This window comes from Comamonas sp. SCN 65-56, assembly GCF_001724135.1.
Classification (GTDB): Bacteria; Pseudomonadota; Gammaproteobacteria; order Burkholderiales; family Burkholderiaceae_C; genus Comamonas_C.
In genome coordinates this window covers 204,153-220,812 of the sequence record NZ_MEDS01000025.1, presented here as the reverse complement: position 1 = coordinate 220,812, position 16,660 = coordinate 204,153, and the positions used below count along the sequence as shown (strand labels likewise).

The 16,660-nt window shown below is 68.6% G+C and carries 15 protein-coding genes; 5 read left to right on the top strand and 10 right to left on the bottom strand.

Features of this window, described 5'->3' with window-relative positions; all coding sequences use genetic code 11:
- Positions 1-44 precede the first annotated feature (44 nt).
- Positions 45-842 carry a DUF169 domain-containing protein gene (locus ABS45_RS13945; RefSeq protein ID WP_291556352.1) on the top strand — a complete coding sequence of 266 codons (798 nt, stop codon included), beginning with the start codon at positions 45-47 and terminating at the stop codon, positions 840-842.
- Positions 843-866: 24 nt separating this feature from the next.
- On the opposite strand, the gene thiL is transcribed toward ABS45_RS13945, so the two are convergent.
- The 5 genes from thiL to apaG all read right to left on the bottom strand — a co-directional run bounded on the left by thiL (position 867) and on the right by apaG (position 6,711).
- Positions 867-1,853, bottom strand: coding sequence for a thiamine-phosphate kinase (gene thiL / locus ABS45_RS13940; RefSeq protein ID WP_291556350.1), 987 nt, complete (start codon positions 1,851-1,853; stop codon positions 867-869).
- On the bottom strand, positions 1,846-2,991 hold the full coding sequence (locus tag ABS45_RS13935) for a YbdK family carboxylate-amine ligase (protein WP_291556348.1): 1,146 nt from the start codon (positions 2,989-2,991) through the stop codon (positions 1,846-1,848). The genes thiL and ABS45_RS13935 overlap by 8 nt, the downstream gene beginning before the upstream one ends.
- A complete protein-coding gene (locus ABS45_RS13930; protein WP_291556346.1) occupies positions 2,988-4,250 on the bottom strand; it encodes a cation:proton antiporter in 1,263 nt (420 codons plus the stop codon). Before ABS45_RS13930 ends, ABS45_RS13935 begins: the two co-directional genes overlap by 4 nt.
- Positions 4,251-4,333: 83 nt before the next feature.
- A complete protein-coding gene (locus ABS45_RS13925) occupies positions 4,334-6,310 on the bottom strand; it encodes a site-specific recombinase (RefSeq protein WP_291556344.1) in 1,977 nt (658 codons plus the stop codon).
- On the bottom strand, positions 6,307-6,711 hold the full coding sequence (gene apaG / locus ABS45_RS13920; RefSeq protein WP_291556342.1) for a Co2+/Mg2+ efflux protein ApaG: 405 nt from the start codon (positions 6,709-6,711) through the stop codon (positions 6,307-6,309). Before apaG ends, ABS45_RS13925 begins: the two co-directional genes overlap by 4 nt.
- Positions 6,712-6,764: 53 nt before the next feature.
- Here apaG and rpe point away from each other — a divergent pair, with 53 nt between their 5' ends.
- The gene (gene rpe / locus ABS45_RS13915; protein WP_291556340.1) at positions 6,765-7,451 is read left to right on the top strand and encodes a ribulose-phosphate 3-epimerase; all 687 of its coding nucleotides are present in this window, start codon (positions 6,765-6,767) and stop codon (positions 7,449-7,451) included.
- Positions 7,452-7,580: 129 nt separating this feature from the next.
- Here the strand turns inward: rpe and ABS45_RS13910 are convergent, their stop codons facing one another.
- The gene (locus ABS45_RS13910; protein ID WP_291556338.1) at positions 7,581-7,967 is read right to left on the bottom strand and encodes a hypothetical protein; all 387 of its coding nucleotides are present in this window, start codon (positions 7,965-7,967) and stop codon (positions 7,581-7,583) included.
- Between the two features lie 5 nt (positions 7,968-7,972).
- The gene (locus ABS45_RS13905) at positions 7,973-9,646 is read right to left on the bottom strand and encodes a hypothetical protein (protein ID WP_291556336.1); all 1,674 of its coding nucleotides are present in this window, start codon (positions 9,644-9,646) and stop codon (positions 7,973-7,975) included.
- Positions 9,647-9,892: 246 nt separating this feature from the next.
- Between ABS45_RS13905 and ABS45_RS13900 the strand changes: the two genes are divergently transcribed.
- Together ABS45_RS13900 and ABS45_RS13895 are read left to right on the top strand one after the other, a co-directional pair.
- Positions 9,893-10,531 (top strand): response regulator transcription factor, encoded by a 639-nt coding sequence (locus tag ABS45_RS13900; protein WP_291556334.1) that lies wholly within the window; start codon positions 9,893-9,895, stop codon positions 10,529-10,531.
- A 22-nt stretch (positions 10,532-10,553) separates the two neighbouring features.
- On the top strand, positions 10,554-12,389 hold the full coding sequence (locus ABS45_RS13895) for an ATP-binding protein (protein ID WP_291556333.1): 1,836 nt from the start codon (positions 10,554-10,556) through the stop codon (positions 12,387-12,389).
- Here ABS45_RS13895 and ABS45_RS13890 read toward each other — a convergent pair.
- Positions 12,379-12,747: a hypothetical protein gene (locus ABS45_RS13890; RefSeq protein WP_291556331.1), complete on the bottom strand. Its 369-nt coding sequence runs from the start codon at positions 12,745-12,747 to the stop codon at positions 12,379-12,381. The genes ABS45_RS13895 and ABS45_RS13890 overlap by 11 nt on opposite strands.
- Positions 12,748-12,843: 96 nt before the next feature.
- On the opposite strand from ABS45_RS13890, the gene gph reads away from it, so the two are divergent.
- The gene (gph, locus tag ABS45_RS13885) at positions 12,844-13,566 is read left to right on the top strand and encodes a phosphoglycolate phosphatase (protein ID WP_291556329.1); all 723 of its coding nucleotides are present in this window, start codon (positions 12,844-12,846) and stop codon (positions 13,564-13,566) included.
- 27 nt (positions 13,567-13,593) lie between these two features.
- Here the strand turns inward: gph and ABS45_RS13880 are convergent, their stop codons facing one another.
- Positions 13,594-14,703 carry a caspase family protein gene (locus tag ABS45_RS13880; protein WP_291556327.1) on the bottom strand — a complete coding sequence of 370 codons (1,110 nt, stop codon included), beginning with the start codon at positions 14,701-14,703 and terminating at the stop codon, positions 13,594-13,596.
- Positions 14,704-15,087: 384 nt separating this feature from the next.
- Positions 15,088-16,644, bottom strand: coding sequence for a ShlB/FhaC/HecB family hemolysin secretion/activation protein (locus ABS45_RS13875; protein WP_291556325.1), 1,557 nt, complete (start codon positions 16,642-16,644; stop codon positions 15,088-15,090).
- Positions 16,645-16,660 lie beyond the last annotated feature (16 nt).

The window sequence follows — 16,660 nt, the reverse complement described above, 5'->3', positions numbered from 1 at the left end:
GCATAGTGTGCCCCAGCCCTTCACTACTGCGTACGACGAATCGCATGACTCCTGCCGCCCCAACCGCCCTCTCTGCTGCCGATGGCACCGCCCTGACCGATGCCCTCATGCGCCTGCTGCGCCTGAAGACCACACCCATCGTCATGCAGATGTTTGCCAGCGTGGCCGAAATGGAGGCCGTGCCGCGCATCCGGCGGCCGAGCCATGTCCACACCACCGACCAGATCGTCGGCCAGGCCGCGCGCCTGGGCTTTACCGTGGGCATCACGGTGGATGACCTGGTCGGTCCGCAGTGCAGCGCGGTGCTGGGCCTCTCGCCGCGCGATGCGGCGTTCGAGCGCGGCGAGGACTTCGCCGGAGTCTGGTTCGACACCGTGGAAGATGCCAGCGCCCACCAGAAGGCGATGCACACCGCGCCCTACGGACGCTGGACCGCGATGGCGGTCTCGCCGCTGAACAGCGGGCGCCTGACCGCGCCGCAGATCGCGCTGGTCTATGCCAACCCGGCGCAGATGATTTTGCTCATCAACGGCCTGCAGCACAGCGGCTACCGCAAGCTCGAATGGGGCGCGGTGGGTGAATCGGCCTGCGCCGATTCCTGGGGCCGCGCGCTGGCCACGGGCGAGCCCAGCCTGTCCATCCCCTGCTTTCCCGAGCGGCGCTATGGCGGCGTGGCCGACGATGAGCTGCTGCTGGCGCTGCAACCTGCCGACCTGGCCAAGGCGGTGGCGGGGCTGGAGCGGCTCTCGGCCAACGGCCTGCGCTACCCGATTCCGCCGTATGGCGTGCAGATGGACGTGCGCGCGGGGATGCAGCGCAGCTACAGCGGCAAGAAGGTGTGAGTGCGGCCCTGCCGCGCCGACAGGTCAGGCGAAATGGTCGTAGCCGGCGAATTGGCCGGCGACCGGCGCGCCCTGCGCGTCCACCAGGCGCAGGCCGGGCGCGGCTTCGATGCGGCCGATGCGCGTGACCGGCGTCGCGCTGGCGGCTGCCGCGGCCTGCACCGCGGCGCGCTGCGCCGGCGCGGCGGTGAACAGCAGCTCGTAGTCATCGCCGCCGGCGAGCGCGCAGCGGCGCAAGGTTTCCATGCTTGAAAGGCCGGTAACGCCCGCCCCGCTTGCGCTGTCAGCTATCAATGGGTGAGTTGCTGCGTTCGCATCCACTGTCGCTCCGACGCTGGACGCGGCCAGCAGATGGGACAGATCGCCCAGCAACCCGTCGCTGACGTCCAGCATCGCGTGCGCCAGCCTGCGCAGCCGCTGACCCAGCGCCACGCGCGGCAGCGGACGCTCCAGGCGAGTGCGCAGCGGCGCCAGCAGGGCCTCGGGCAGTGCCCATTCACCGCGCAGCGCGCCCAGCGCCAGCCGCGCCTGGCCCGGCGCGCCGCTGACCCAGACATCGTCGCCCGCGCGCGCGCCGCTGCGCAGCAGGGCCTGGCCGGCGGGCACTTCGCCAAACACCGTGATGCAGAGGTTGAGCGGCCCGGCCGTGGTGTCGCCGCCCACCAAGGTGCAGCCATGTGCGTCGGCCAGCGCGAACAGGCCCTGCGCAAAGCCCTGCAGCCAGCGCTCGTCGATGCGTGGCAGCGCCAGGGCCAGCGTGAACGCCAGCGGCCGCGCGCCGCAGGCCGCCAGATCCGACAGATTGACCGCCAGCGCCTTGTGGCCGAGCGCCGCGGGGTCTACGTCCGAAAAAAAGTGCCGGCCCTCGACCAGCATGTCGCTGGAGACCGCCAGCTGCATGCCCGGCCTGGGTGCCAGCAGCGCGCAGTCGTCGCCCACGCCCAGCGCCACGCCACGCCCCTGCGGCGCGGGACGCGTGAAATAGCGTGCGATCAGGTCGAATTCACCCATGGTGCGCCAGGGATGTGGAGCCCGCGCCCCGAAACCGCAGCCCTGCCTGCCGCGTCACCTCCGCCAGCAGTTCTTCCCGAGCCATGCATTCGCGCAGCCAGCGGGCATCGTTCTGGCCGGTCTGCGACTGGCTGCGCAGCAACTGCAGTGCGGGCGTGGCGCCGTGCGCCTGGCCGTAGGGCGCGATGCGATCGATGGTGCGCAGGATGTGCTCGCGCAGCGGCAGGTGCTCGCCGCTGCCGGGGTCGACGTATTCCGCCTCCAGCCCGAAGCGGCAGGCCTGAAAGCGGTTGTAGGTGTAGACGAGGTAATCGTCCTCCTGCGGCGTGAACGGTTGCTCGGCCAGGAACCAGGCGGCGAGCGACTGCACGAAGCCGGCGAGCGCCGCCGCGCGCTCAATGGTGAGCGGCGTGTCGAACACGCGGATTTCGACCGTGCCGAACTCCGGCTTGGGCCGGATATCCCAGTAAAAATCCTTCATGCTCCTGACCACGCCGGTGGCGGTCATCTTGCCGAAATAGGCTTCGAATTCGGCCCAGGTCAGCACGCAGGGCGCGCGCCCCGAGAGCGGAAACGCGAACACCGAGTTCAGCCGCGCGGAATCAAACTGCGTGTCGTGCCCCTGCACGAAGGGGCTGGAGGCCGAGAGCGCGATGCAGTGCGGGATGTAGCGGCTCAGGCGGTGCAGCATCATGAGTGCGGCATCCGCGTCGGGGCAGCCGACGTGCACATGCTGGCCGAAGATGGTGAACTGCTTGGTGAGATAGCCGTAGAGCTGCGTGAGCTCCTGAAAGCGCGGCTTGTCGTAGATGCGCCGCTCGTGCCACTGCTGGAAGGGGTGGGTGCCGCCGCCGAGCACCGCGATGTTGAGCTTGTCGGCGCTTTTCACCAACGCATCGCGGATCTGCGTGAGCTGGCTCAATACCTCGGCGCTGCTGCGGCAGACGTCGGTGGAAATCTCGATCATGCCGCTGGTCATCTCGGGCACGACGGAACCTGGCAACTGGTGGTGCTCCATCAGGCGCAGCATGTCGGCGGCGTAGGGCGCGAGGTCGTAGTCGTGGGTGTTGACCAGCTGCAGCTCCAGCTCCACGCCCAGCGTGAGCGGCTCGGAATCGTGAAACGCACCCAGGTTCATGCGCCGTCTCCTTCAGCGGTAGCCGCGCGCTCGCGCATCTGCGGCGTCCAGGGTTTCAGGCTTTCGCCTGCGCCGTACAAGGCGATGGTGGTGATGATGGCCCCCAGCACTTCCATCAGCAAAATGGCCGGCAGTGCGATCTCCGCCATCGGCGCCGCCGCCTCGGGCGCCGCGGCGACAAAGCCGGATGCCACCAGCAGCGCCACGCCCGAGAGCGGCGACATGGCGCCGCTGGTCCAGGCCGCCTGGCGCCAGCTGGCGCCGCTGCCCGGGTTGGCCAGCGCCACGCCAACCGCCTTGGCCGCCAGCCGCACGGCCACCAGCACCAGCACCGCGCCGGCCACGGCAGCACTCCAGTGCCCCTGCGCGGCGATGGTGGAGACGAGCACGAACATCAGCATGGCCAGCAGCGTGGAGGCGGAACTGCCCTGGCGCGGCCAGGCCCAGGGCCGGACGTAGAAATGCTTGAGCAGCATGCCCGCGAGCAATGCCGCCAGCGGCGCCGAGCCACCGAGTGGCGCTGCCAGCGCGGTGCACAGCGCGATCAGGGCGAGCACGGCGATGGCGGTGTTTTCACTCAAGGGGCTCATCACGCGCAGCACCAGGCGCAGCACCAGCGCCAGCACTGCGCCCATGGCGGCCGACGCGCCCAGCACCAGCGCCGCCGATTCGATGGCGGGGCCCAGGCCCTGCGCCTGCCCCGTCATGAGCCGCGCATAGGCTGCGCCCAAGACCAGCACATAAAGCGAAGACAGCGTGCACAGCACGATGGCGCGTTCCGTGACCGCGCCAGCGGCGCGCGTGTCGGCAATCACGCGCATCAGCACCGTGGGCGATGCCGCCACCGCCACCAGCGCAAGCAGCAACGATGCCTGCTGCGCCAGGCCCAGCCAGCGCATGGCGGCGTAGCTCGCAAGGCCGGTGAACAGCGCTTCAGCCAGGCTTTGCAGCAGCACCATGGGGTTGTGCCGCAGCCAGCGCAGCGGCAGCCGCCCGCCGCACTCGAACAGCACCACGGCGACGGCCAGCTCCATCACGAACAGCTCGGTGCCCGACAAGGGCCAGACGGCACCGCGAAATCCCATCAGGCCCGCCGCCGTGCCGACCAGCGTGTACCCCACCACCTTGGGCAGGCCGATGCGCCGCTGCACCAGATAGCCCGCCATCGCCGCCACGGCCAGCAGCAGCGCCCATTGCAGCGCGGGCAAGCCTGCCGGCCGCTGCAGCCACTGCGCCCAGAGATCCATCCATTGATTCATCGTTCGTCCTCATCCCGCTCTTGCCGCGCGCGGCGGGAAGGGGTAGAGGGTAACGCTTTGGCTTTGATCGCCGCAACGCGGGCTCAGCGCCGCGTGCCCGAGGGGATGAAGAAGCTCAGCGGCAGATGGCGCAGGCGCTGGCGCAGTGCCGCGTAGATGCGGGCACGGTCCACGCCGCTCACGTTGTGCGCGCGCAGCGCAAGGCGAAACGCCAGGTAAAAGCTCACCAGCACATTCACCGCGCCGTTGAACGGCACCATCGCCACCGCCCACCAGAATGCGCTCAGTTGCAGCGCCTCGGGCCCGAGCACGGCACTGGCCACGCCGATTTGACCGGAGGTGAGCGTGACGTGGCGTACCTCCAGGCCCAGGCCGAAGAACCCGGCGAACGCCGGCGTGAGCCCCAGCATGAAGCCCAGCGAGGTGTTGGAGGCAAAGCCCGAGATGTTTTCGCGCAGATACTTTGCCCAGCGCGCCGCGCGCTCCTTGCCCAGCGTGGCGGTGATGCGCGGGTTGTACTGGATCGCCGAATCCAGTCGGCGCAGCACGAACCAGTTTTCGACCCAGCCGGCGAAGATGCTGGAGGCAAACAGCAGCACGCCGGTGAACGCGGCAAACAGCAGTGAAGGCCCGAGCAGGCTGAGCGCATCGAGCGCCTGCACCGCATGCCCGGCGCTGATCGCGGCCTCGCCGGTCGCCCGGTGCCACAGCCAGGCCAGCGCAAATCCGGCTGGAAACACCAGCAGCACGTTGCCCAGCACGGCGGCCACTTGCGAGCGCACCAGCCAGGTCACCTTGTCGGCAAAGCTCTGCACCGCCTCGTCGCTGTCGAGCTCCTTGAGGCTGGCGGCCATCGCGGGCGCGGTCATCGCCGGTTGCTTGGTGGCTATCGTGAAGTGCAGCAACTGGATCAGCACGAAGCTCGCCGCGTAGTTGATGCCTGCGGCGAACCCGCCCCAGAAGGCCGACAGCGGCAGCGCCAGCAGCGCGAACTTGAGCAGCGTGGTGAAGCCCATCACCGCGCCGCCACCGGCGGCCGCGCGCACCATCGAAAAATATTCGCCCGGCGTGCGCGTGATGTAGTGCTCGCCGGTTTCGGCGCTGCGCTCGGCCACCTTGGCCGCCAGCAGTTGCGAATTGCTCGCCAGCACCGCGCGCAGACTGCGCCTCTCGATGCCCACCTGCACCAGGCGCGCGAGCAGCTTGGCAGTGGTGGCGGGGCCGTGGTCCGAGAGCACGCATTCGAGCAGCGCGCGCACGCGCACGATGCGCAGGCGCAACTGGCGCAGGCGAAACACCAGGCCGACGGAGATGCCGCTTTCCTCGATGTGGTTGTAGATGGTGTTGGTGGCGCTGCGGCAGCCGTCCAGGTGTTCGCGCAGTTGCGCCGCCGCCTGCTGCAGCCGGTCGTCGGTGCGCAGCGGGTGCATCACCTCGATGCGCAGCGCCTCCGAGTCGCGCAGCAGCGCATGAAACGGCTGCTCGGCGCGCGCCTCGTGGCTCATGCGCAGGCGCAGCTCGGGCGAAAAGCCGTTGGCCAGAATCTGCCCGGCGCAGTAGGTGATGGCATCCAGCAGCGTGCGCTGCCAGTGGCTCGCGCCGCCGTTGCCGCCCGCAGGCGCCATCAGCGCGCGCAGGCGCTCCAGCAGTGGCTCGTCCAGCGCCGCGATCCAGCGCGCGTCGAACTCGCACGGCAACGCGAGCATGAACAGCTCCGAGGCATCGAGCGTGTCCGGGCTCACCGGCAGGAGCTTGACGCGCAGGCGCTCGCCCAGCTCGCTCAGCATGGAGGTGCGCTGCGCAAAGCCGAAATCGGCCAGCAGCGTCGTCATGTCCATGGTGTGAAAAATCATCGCCCACCAGGCCTTGACGCGTTTTTCGTCGATGGGCGCGGCATCCAGCGCATCAACGAACTGCGTGAGGCGCGCCAAGGCGCCTTCGACCGATGGCTGCTTGCCGCGCACCCAGTCGAGCAGCGCGATCAGCTGCAGGTGGCGCTGCGCGGGCGCGGACGATGGCTCGATCGCGGCGATCAGCGCGGAAAGATCGGCGTCGCTCAATGCAGCACTCGTGCGTCGTGCGCGCTCTCGCCGTCGTCAGCGATCGCTTGCAGCGCGAACGGCGCGATCGCGCAGTCAAAGCGCTCGCCATCCTCGGCGACGCAAAAATAGCTGCCGTGCATGCTGCCGCTGGCAGTGCGCAGGCGGCAGCCGCTGGTGTACTCAAAGGCTTCGCCCGGAGCCAGCAGCGGCTGCTGGCCCACCACCCCCAGGCCCTTGACCTCCTGCACGCCGCCGCCCGCGTCGCGAATGATCCAGTGGCGCGCGATCAGTTGCGCCGCCATCTCGCCCACATTGGTGATGGTGATCGTGTAGGCAAAGCTGTAGATGCCGCGTTCGGGCGACGAGTGCTCGGGCAGATAGTGCGGCTGCGCTTCGGCGTGAAAAGCGTACTTGGGCATGCGCCGGATGGTAGCAGTGCACGGCAGCGGCGCCGCTGCGACAATCGGGCGCCATGAGCACCACCTACCGCATCGCCCCGTCCATTCTTTCGGCCGATTTTGCCCGTCTGGGCGAGGAGGTGAAAAACGTCATCGCCGCCGGCGCCGACTGGATCCACTTCGACGTGATGGACAACCACTACGTGCCCAACCTCACCTTCGGCCCCATGGTCTGCCAGGCGCTCAAGCCCCATGCGGTGCGCGCCGACGGCACGCCGGTGCCGGTGGACGTGCACCTGATGGTGCAGCCCGTCGATGCCCTCGCCGCCGCTTTCGCCAAGGCCGGTGCCGACCTCATCAGCTTTCATCCGGATGCCTCCGGCCACGTGCACCGCAGCATCCAGGCCATCAAGGCGGCGGGCTGCAAAGCGGGGCTGGTGTTCAATCCGGCGCTGGGGCTGGACGTGCTGGATTGGGTGATAGAGGACATCGACCTCATCCTCATCATGAGCGTCAACCCGGGGTTTGGCGGTCAGTCCTTCATCGATGGCGCGTTGCGCAAGGTGGAGGCCGCGCGCAGCCGTATTGATGCCTCAGGCAGGGACATTCGCCTGGAGGTCGATGGCGGCATCAAGGCCGACAACATCCGCCGCGTGGCGGATGCGGGTGCCGACACCTTCGTGGCCGGCAGCGCGATCTTCGGGCGGCCGGACTACGCAGCGGTGATCACGGCGATGCGTGAGCGGCTGCTGGCGCGCTGAGAGTTTGAAGCCTAGTTTGCCTCTGACAATTGACTGAATTGCGCTGGAAGCTATCGAATTTGATAGCTCCGCCCGACTCCTTCCCCCGCCGGGGGAAGGCCGGGATGGGGGCTGGCGCGTGCGGTGCCTCTATTTGGGCTTGACCGGCGCCACCTCGCCGCTGGAGCGTTTGAACAACACCTGCTCGCCTACCAGACGCACGTCGTTGCAGGCCGAGGTGAAAGGCCCCTTGAACTCATAGCACATCTTGCCGTCTTCGGCGCGCCAGGTGCCGGAGTCCGATTTGCCTCCCACGAAGGCACGGAAACCGCCGTCGGCCGCATGCTCCAGCTGAAGCTCGCCGCCACGCGCCGGGATCATGATCCAGGTCTTGCCGGCAAAGAGCGCACTGATCTCGGCGGCTGACGGGGTCTTGGCGTCGGCGGGGAAGTCATCGGCCAGAACCGGTTGCAAGCCCAGAGCTGCAAGCAATGCGCCGATGCCGAGCACGCGGGTGGGAATGGGGGTTTTCGTCATGGCGCTCAGAGACCGAGTTGCGCCTTGATCGCGCTCCAGGCCGCGCCGTCAAGCCGCATGGTTTGCGACAAACGGCTCACTGCGTCGGGCTTGCGCTCGTGGGCGCGGTAGACGAAGGAACCCACCGTCCCGCCCCAGTCATGGTCGGTATAGAGAAAGGTGTAGTTGATGGACGCGCCCACGGCCGGATGTCCGGCGAAGCGCATGAAGTTCTCGCCATGGATCTTCTCGATGGTGTAGCCGCCCACAGTGGTTGCGTGACAGTTGGGCGGCGACGCCAGGTTGTTGCCGCTCGCTTCCAGGTCACACTCGTAATACTGCGCGGCGCCGCTGGTGGCACTGGTGGCGGTACCGAAGGTCACGCGCATGTTTTTGTCGTTGGCGCTGCCCAGCCCCAGGTTGAGCGTGCCTGCGGCGGTGGCCAGGTTGGCCCCGGCATTCGGATAGGCGGCGAGCAACTCCGTCAACGTGCGCGCGGTGGTCGAGGGCAAACCCCGTGTGCCTATGTTGTCGATCTGGATTTCCGGCCCCACGACCAGGCTGGTGCGTCGCAGTTCTTGTGCCCCCGCAGGGAAAGCGGCGCTGCCGAGTGCGCCGAGCAGCGCGGAGGTGGGCGAGCCGTTGTTGATGGTGTTGCTGCTGCCCAGGCTTTGCCAGCGGGTGACCAGGTCGGTCATTGTCTGGTCGGCCACGGGGGTGGGCTGGCTGAAGCCTACGCTGTGCTGTGCCTCGCAATACGTGCTGCGGCTGGGGGTGCCCACGGTGGTCGTGCCGATCACGGTGTCGGTGCATTGCTTCCAGCCCTCTGGCGTCAGCATGGCGCTGGCGTACAGGCGCCCGGTGCCGGTCTTGGGACGCTCCACACCGCCCGTCTTGCCGTAGCGCGTGTCCACGAAGGTCGCGCCCTCGCCGCCGGCAGCACGCGCCTGGGTTTGCAGCAGGCGTACGAAGTAATCGCCGCTGCCGCTCCAGGTCAGGGAGGCGAGCTGCTCCGACGCGCTGACGGCGGCGCTCTGATCGCCCACTTGCAGCGCCACGCCTTGCGCCAGCGCGGCGGCTGTCACCAGCGCCATCAGGCGCGCGCTGTCGGGCGCGGCGTCGGCGGTCACGGCCGGGTCGTCCTGGTAGCCGTCGATCTTGACTTCGGCAATACCCAGTTGCAACGCCGCATTGGCGCGCGCGTTGGCCTCCGTCATGCCGCCGGCGATGCCGGCCTGCACCAGTGTCGTCAAGGGGTTGATGGCGCCGCCCGCCGCGTTGGCCGGGCGCTGCAGCACATAGCCGCTGCCCATGCCCAAGATCCCCGTCGAGGCGGGGACTGCGGCGATCAGCGGCGCGCTGCCGGCCTGAGCCTCAGGCGCGCTTACCGTGTACTGACCATCGGCGCCGGTGGCGGCCGAGGTGGGCTCGTTCGCGTCGCAGGTGCCGTTGCCGTTCAGGTCCAGACACACCTGAACCCCTTGCAGCGGCCCGTTGACGGCCACCTGGCCCTTGAGCGTGACGCTGCCGGGTGCGGGTGCCGGGGCAGGAGTGGGCGCCGGTGCAGGTGCGGGTGACGGACCTGGAGCAGGCGTGGGTGCAGGTGCCGGGTCGTCGCTACCACCGCCGCAGGCAGAGAGCGCTAGCACGGTGGCGGCGCACAGCGCGGTGAGGGCGAAAATTCGCGGATGCTGGGACATGGGGCCTCTCCTCTTTGGGTGTGTTGGAACGGGATGGCGGCGCCCGTCGCAGAAGGCGATGCGGGCGCGCGACAGTTGGGCTGACTATCAGGGTCGAGGCGGCGCGGCGCATCCCATGAATGGGGGAGACGCACGCCTTGCGCGTCGCGCCAAAGCGCCCTAGGCTGCGGCTTCTGGTGGTTGCACTGCGTTCAACTTTCGCCATGAAAATCCCCCCCCCCGCGCCATCGGGTGGGCCTGCACGCCATGCCCGATGAGCGCCCGATCTCGGTAGCCCTGGTCGAGGACGACGAGGGCATGCGCGCGCGCCTGGTGCGTGTGCTGGCCGATTCACCCGATACCGTGCTCGCGTTCGCGGCGGACACGGCCGCGGCGGTGGATGTGTTGCTGGTGGACCTGGGCCTGCCCGACCAGTCCGGGCTGGAGGTGATCCGCTGGTGCCAGGCGCATCGCAGCACGATCGATGTGATGGTGGTCACGATGTTTGGCGACGAGGCCAACATGATTGCGGCCTTCGAGGCCGGGGCGCGCGGTTATCTGCTCAAGGACGGCACCGAGGATGAGCTGGCGCGCCATGTGCTGAGCCTGCACTCGGGTGGCTCGCCGATGACGCCGTTGATTGCGCGCCAGCTGCTCGCGCGCCTGGCGCCGCCGCAACCCGCGCCCGCGGCGCCAGGCGGTGCAGCCGACGCTGCAAACATCACTATGCGCGAAAGGGAAATACTTCAGGTACTCTCGCGCGGCTATACCTATGAAGAAACCGCGCGGCTGCTGGGCATTGCCGCGTCCACCGTGCAGTCGCACGTGAAGAACATTTACGGCAAGCTGGCGGTGCGCTCGCGCACCGAGGCAATTTTCGAGGCGCGCCAGCTCGGATTGCTGTAGTCGAGGGAAACAGGGGGTTGCCATGCCGAATTGGCTGCGCTGGCCGCTGGCCTGCGCGCTCGCCGCGCTGGCGCTGCTGGCAGGCGCCACGCCCGCGCGCATCACCCAGGCGCAGGCCGTCCTGCAGCCTGAGGGCGGCGCGCCGCACGCTGCCGCCGTGGCCTTGCCTCACAGTTGGGATGACGGCTTTCCCGGGCAGGGCGGCGCGGCCACCTATGGCTTTACCGTGCCGGCGCTGGCCCAGGGCGGCTCACGCGGGTTGTTCATCCCGCGCGTGGGCAATCAGTTCGAAGTCTGGATCGATGGTGAGCGTGTCTACCGCGCCGGACGCCTGGGCGATGCGCGCAGCGACAGTGCCAAGGGGCCGGTCTGGATTGCGTTTTCCGAGTCTGATGCCGAGAGCCGTGTGCCGGCGCAGGTACAGGTGCGCCTGACGGCGCAGGCGGCGCGCTGGGGAGGGCTGTCGGCGCCGTGGGCCGGTCCCGAGGACGAGGTCTTCGCGCTCTACCGCGCGCATTACCAGCTGCGCCAGTACGGCGGCCTGGCGGTGTGCGTGGCGCTGGTACTGATGGCGCTGATGGCGGCAGGCTTCTGGTGGGTGCAGCGCGACGCGGTGTACCTGGTGTTCGCGCTGGCGTCGCTGTTTGGCGCGCTGCGCGTGGGCGACCGCCTGCTGGAGTACCCACCACTGCCCTGGCCGTTGTGGGGCGCGGTGACGGCCGTGGCGCTCGTCGCCTACCTGCTGTTGATGGCGTATTTTTCGTTGCAGCTGGTGCAGCGCGGACACTGGCTGCGCCAGCCTTGGGTGCTGCTGCTGGTGGCGTGCGCGGTGGTCGCGGGCCCCACGGCGTTTTGGCTGGGCGAACCACGGCTGTGGACGGTGGCCACTGGCTTGCTGGTCCCGGCGGCGTTGGTGGCCTGGGTCGGATTGGTGCACGCCGCCTGGGCCGAGCGCAGCGCCCGGGCACTGGCGGTGCTGCTGGCCGGCTCGGCAGTGATTGCCGCGGCGCTGCGCGACTGGCTGGTGGTGCGCGTGCTGGGTGAGGGCTCGGGCACGGTCTCGCTGCTACCGCACGCGACGCTGCTGTTTGTGCTGCTCATGGGCGGGCTGCTGGTGGCGCGGTTTGCCGGCGTGGCGCGCGCCAACCGCGAGCTGCTCGCGACGCTGGACGCACGCGTGCACCAGCGCGAACTGGAACTCGAACGCAACAGCCTGCAGCTGCGTGAGGAGCACGCACGCCAGGCAACGCTGCAGGAGCGCCAGCGCTTGATGCGCGACATCCACGATGGCGTGGGCGCGCAGCTGGCCGGCCTGCGCAGCCTGCTCGCGCGCGGCCAGCTCTCGCGCGACGTGCTGCGCGCCCACGCTGACGCCGCGCTCGACGAGCTGCACATGGCGGTGGATGCGCTGCAGCCGGTGCATGGCGATCTCGCGACCGTGCTCGCAACGCTGCGCTATCGCATGCAGCCGCGGCTGGACGCGGCGGCGATCCAGGTCGATTGGCAGGTCGATGCGCTGCCCGAACTCGAAGGCCTCACGCCCACCGTGGTGCTCCAGTTGCAGCGCGTGCTGCAAGAGGCGTTCACCAATGTGATCCGCCATGCCCAAGCCACGCAGCTATGGGTACGCGCCTGGCTGGACGAGGGCCCGCCCGAACAACTGGTGCTGAGCGTGGAAGACGATGGCCAAGGCATCGTCGCTCTGCCCGCCGTGTCGGGCGATGGACAAGGCCAAGGCCTTGTCAGCATGCACGCGCGGGCCGTGGCGATTGGCGCCGAGTTGACGATCTGCTCCGGCACCCGGGGTGGCACGCTGGTGCGCCTGGCGCTGCCGCGGCGCCCCGTGGTCAGCGCGTGACGGTGTAGGTGTCGACCTGCTCGCGCAGGATGCCGCCGCCATCAACGGAGCCGCTCAGCGTGGCCTTCGGCCCCATGCGTTTGATGCAATCGGATTTGTCTTGGGGATTCTTGAATACCGAGCAACGCGCCAGCGCATTGAGTTCGTAGACACTCGCGCTGGCGCTGGTGAGCTGACCCGCGCGTGCTGCTTGCGCGGCGGCGCCCATCTCGCGCACGCAGGCCGTGCGGCTGGCGGCAGGCTCGCTGGCGCATGAGGCCGCATGGCTGACGGGAGCAGCTTGCGCGGCGACACCGGGAAACAGCAAGACCGCAGAAACAAGCGCCGAGGCCAACAGCGAAAGATGGGAAAACGGCATGATCAAACTCCTTGAGGCACCGCGAAAAATGGCGCCAACTTGCATGATTGGATGCCCTGCAGCCGGTTTTGATCGGGGAAAATGCAAATGAATGTAATGAATCACAAGTCGGCAGATGCAGCAGCGGCGGGTGCGCTGCTCGGGCGCATCGATGCCGTGATGTCGGACCTTGACGGCACGCTGATCGATACCTTGGGCGATTTTGTTGAGGCGGTCAACCGTACGTTGGCCGATCTGCACCTGCCCGCCATCGCTCCCGAAGAAATCGCACTGCGCGTCGGCAAAGGTTCGGAACACTTGTTGCATTCTGTATTGAATTGGGCTCTGGCGCAATCAGGACAAGCGCCAAAAGCTATGCAAACAGAAGCACTTTTCGCACAAGCCTGGGCGCGCTACCAGCACCATTACGAGACGATCAACGGGCAGCACGCCACGGTTTACCCCGGCGTGCGTGAAGGTCTGGCGCGACTGCGTGCGCGTGGCCTGCGGCTGGTGTGCCTGACCAACAAACCGCAGGCCCACGCGCTGGCCCTGCTGCAGGCCAAGGGACTGGATGATGCGTTCGAGGCGGTGTTCGGCGGCGACAGCTTTGCGCGCAAAAAGCCCGACCCGCTGCCGCTCGTCCAAGCCTGTGCGTGGCTGGGCACGGCGCCCGCGCGCACGTTGATGCTGGGCGACTCCAGCAACGACGCCCAGGCGGCGCGGGCGGCGGGGTGTCCGGTGGTGCTCGTTACCTATGGCTACAACCACGGGCAGCCGGTGCGCGAGGTGGGTGCGGACGGTCATGTGGATGGTTTCACGCAGTGGCTGCCCCATTGATCGGCTTTTGAAACCATTGCGTTCACGTCAACGTGCAGTGGCGCTGCCGCCCTGCAGCATGAAATCGCCCCCTTCCTCATGCCCGGCGGCCTGGGCGATGCCGTACACCGGCGTTTGCGGCAGCTCACGCTCGACGTCGCCGCGCACTGCGCCGAAGATGCGTGCAGCGGCTACCCAGCCGCGCGCCGCGTCGAGCTGGCGCAGCAGGCTCCAGGCAAAGACCGAATGGCCCGCACGTCCGCCATCGGCCACCGGCTCATTGCCGCCCGAAGCCATCACGACCACCGCGCGCAACTGGCGGATGCGATCCACGTCGGGCGGCGTGCTGGCTGCGCTGGAGAGCAGTGCGTCGCCCTGCGCCAAGGTGCCGGCGTAACAACTGTCGGCAAACACCGCAATTTGTCGACTGGTGATGGCCGAAAGCGCGCGATTGATGTCGGCATTCGAAAGCCAGCCCGAAGGGTCGTCGGCGCGCGCGTCCGAGGGCAGCCAGTAGCCCTCGCCGGTTTCCTTGACGACCGTGCCATGCCCGGCAAAGTAGATGGCCACACTGTCGTTCGGTCCGGATTCCTCGATCAGGCGATTGAGCTCTTGCAGCACCTGCGCCTTGCCGGCGTTGGGCAGCACGCGCGCCTCGTAGCCCATGTGCTGCCCCAGGGCCCGGGCGATGGCCTGCGCGTCCGAGACCGGGTTGGTGAGTTGCGGAATGCGCAAATCCTGATAGCGGTCCAGACCGATGACGAGCGCCATGCGCCGCGCCGGGCGCAGCGGCGAGACCACGTGCGTCTGGCGCCGCAGCAGGCAGCCGGGGCTGGCGCTGTCGCAGCCTGGCGCATCGGCCAGACGCGGATTGGCCTTGAGCTGGCGGGTGGCGCTGCCGAGCACGCCGTCCATGTAATCGCTGCGCGCGCGCAGCACGCCCTCAAGCGCCGCGCGCGACATGTGCGCCACGGGCAACTCGCGCAGGTATTGGCTGCCGTCCGGTTGCGGCGTGAGAAAGCCGGGTGCGGGCCAACGTGTTGCGCCATCGGTGTCGGCGGGCGTGGGCTGAACCGCGTCGAGCAGATAGGACGATGAGCCCAATGGCGTGCGAATCCGTCTGATGGCGCTGGAGCCATGTTCCCAATCGCTCCACATGTCACCGATTTGCACCGCCGGTGGGGGCGGTGGCACGGGGGCAGGTGTCGGCGCAGGTATCGGGACAGGCGTTGGCGTCGGGGTTGGTGCTGGAGTGGGTATCGGGACAGGAATCGGAGCGGGCGCCGGGACAGGCTTTGGAGCCGGAGCCGGAGCCGGAGCCGGAGCCGGAGCCGGAGCCGGAGTCGGAGCTGGAGTGGGCGATGGCGACGGTGTCGGCGCTGGAGGTGGAGCCGTCACCTGCGCAATCGTGGCCGATGGGGTAAGGTTCAGTGCCGCTGCGGTGAACAGCGCGCCGATGAGGGCTGGGCGCCGGGAGGGAAGAAAGGAGATCATGGCAACTCCGACGGCAGTGGGGCGATGCAGGGCGCGGGCGCATGGCGCTCAGAACAGCGCAGACAGGCTCAGGTGCAGCTTCCAGTCGCCGCGATCGGTGAACTGCAAGCGTGTGCCCGCGCGCGCCGCGTCAATGCGCAGGAAGAAGCGGTTGTCGACGTTCCACGCGGCGCCCAGGCCCGCTGACCAGACATTGCAACGGGTGTGACCCGGATGGCAGGCCGTGCCCAGGTGGTTGGAGACGCTGCCCGCATCGACGAAGAGCGAAAGCGTGGGCCAGGCGTCCGAGACCGGCTGACCCAGCAGCGTATCGAGGCGGCTGTTGAGTTCGAACGTGGTCGACAGGCCCGAGTCGCCGACCAGCTCACGCTCCTGGTAGCCGCGTACCGTGGCAGCGCCGGTCACGCCGATCTGCTCGGCGGCAACGAGGGCGCGCGGCGCCCACTGACCGTCCAGGCGCCATTTCAGTCGCCACCGGGGTGAGAGCTGGCCCAGCACTTGCGCGTTCAGGCGCAGCAACTGATAGCCGCTGGTGGCACCTGCACGGTTGACGTCGTAGTCGCTGTCGCGCCCGGCGCTGCCCCAGGCGAGGTTGCGCACCCATTGCAGGCCCAGCAGGTAGGAGCCCGGCCGGTACAGTGTGTAGCCGAGTGTGAGCGGCAGCGCATGCTGGGTGTTGTTGCCGACCGCGCCGCAGCCGGCTTCGCCCAGGTTCCCCAGCGTGCATTGCGTGCGATAGCGGCGTACATCGAGACCGAGCGAGAGCTGGGATTTGGCCTCGTCCGTGGTGGGCAGCAGCCAGATCGCGCGTGCGCCTGCCGACAGGCCATCACCGGCAAAGCGCATCTCGCCCGCCGGTGTGGTGTTGGTGCTGGACTGGGTGTTGGAAGCGAGCAGCGAGGCTTCGATGGCCGTGTGCGCCGCGTACAGCGGCACGCGCAGCGTGCTGCCCAGCACGGCCACGCGCGAGGGCTGGGTGGGCGAGGTGACGGCGCGCACGCCCAGCACCATGTCGCGGTCGGCGACGTTGGGGTTCTGGTAGCTTGCCGCCAGGCGCCAGCGGCCGGTATCCGGCGTGCCGGTGTTGTCCAGATCGATGCGCCAGGGCGGCAGCGTGCGCTCCTCGACGGTGGCGAGCGCCTGCACGTCGCCGGGCTGCTCGCCCGCTTGCAGCACCACGCGCGTGTACTTGGCCGGGTTGGTGTTGGCCAGCAGCAGCTCGCGGTCCAGGTCCTTGAGCTGGGGTGTCGTGCCGGTCTGCAGCGCGGGTACGCTGCGCAGGATGTTGTCGCGGCTGAAACGGTATTGGCCGGTGGTGCTGACCTGGCTGATCCTGCCCTCGACTACCTGCAGGTGCAATACCTTGTCGTCCAGTTTCTGCTCCGGCAGCAGCACCACGACGGCACCGTAGCCGGCAGCGCGGTAGGCGTCCTGCAGGCGCTGGGCGGCGGCCTGCATGTCCTCGATGGACATGTCGCCACCGGCTTGGCCCAGTGCTGCATCCACGCTGGCCTGGGTCAGCAGCTTGGCGCCGCTGACCTCGAAATGTTCGATGGTGACACGCCCCTGCGCGGCCGCGCTGGCGGCGCACCATGCCAACAGCATGGCCGATGCCAGCGCA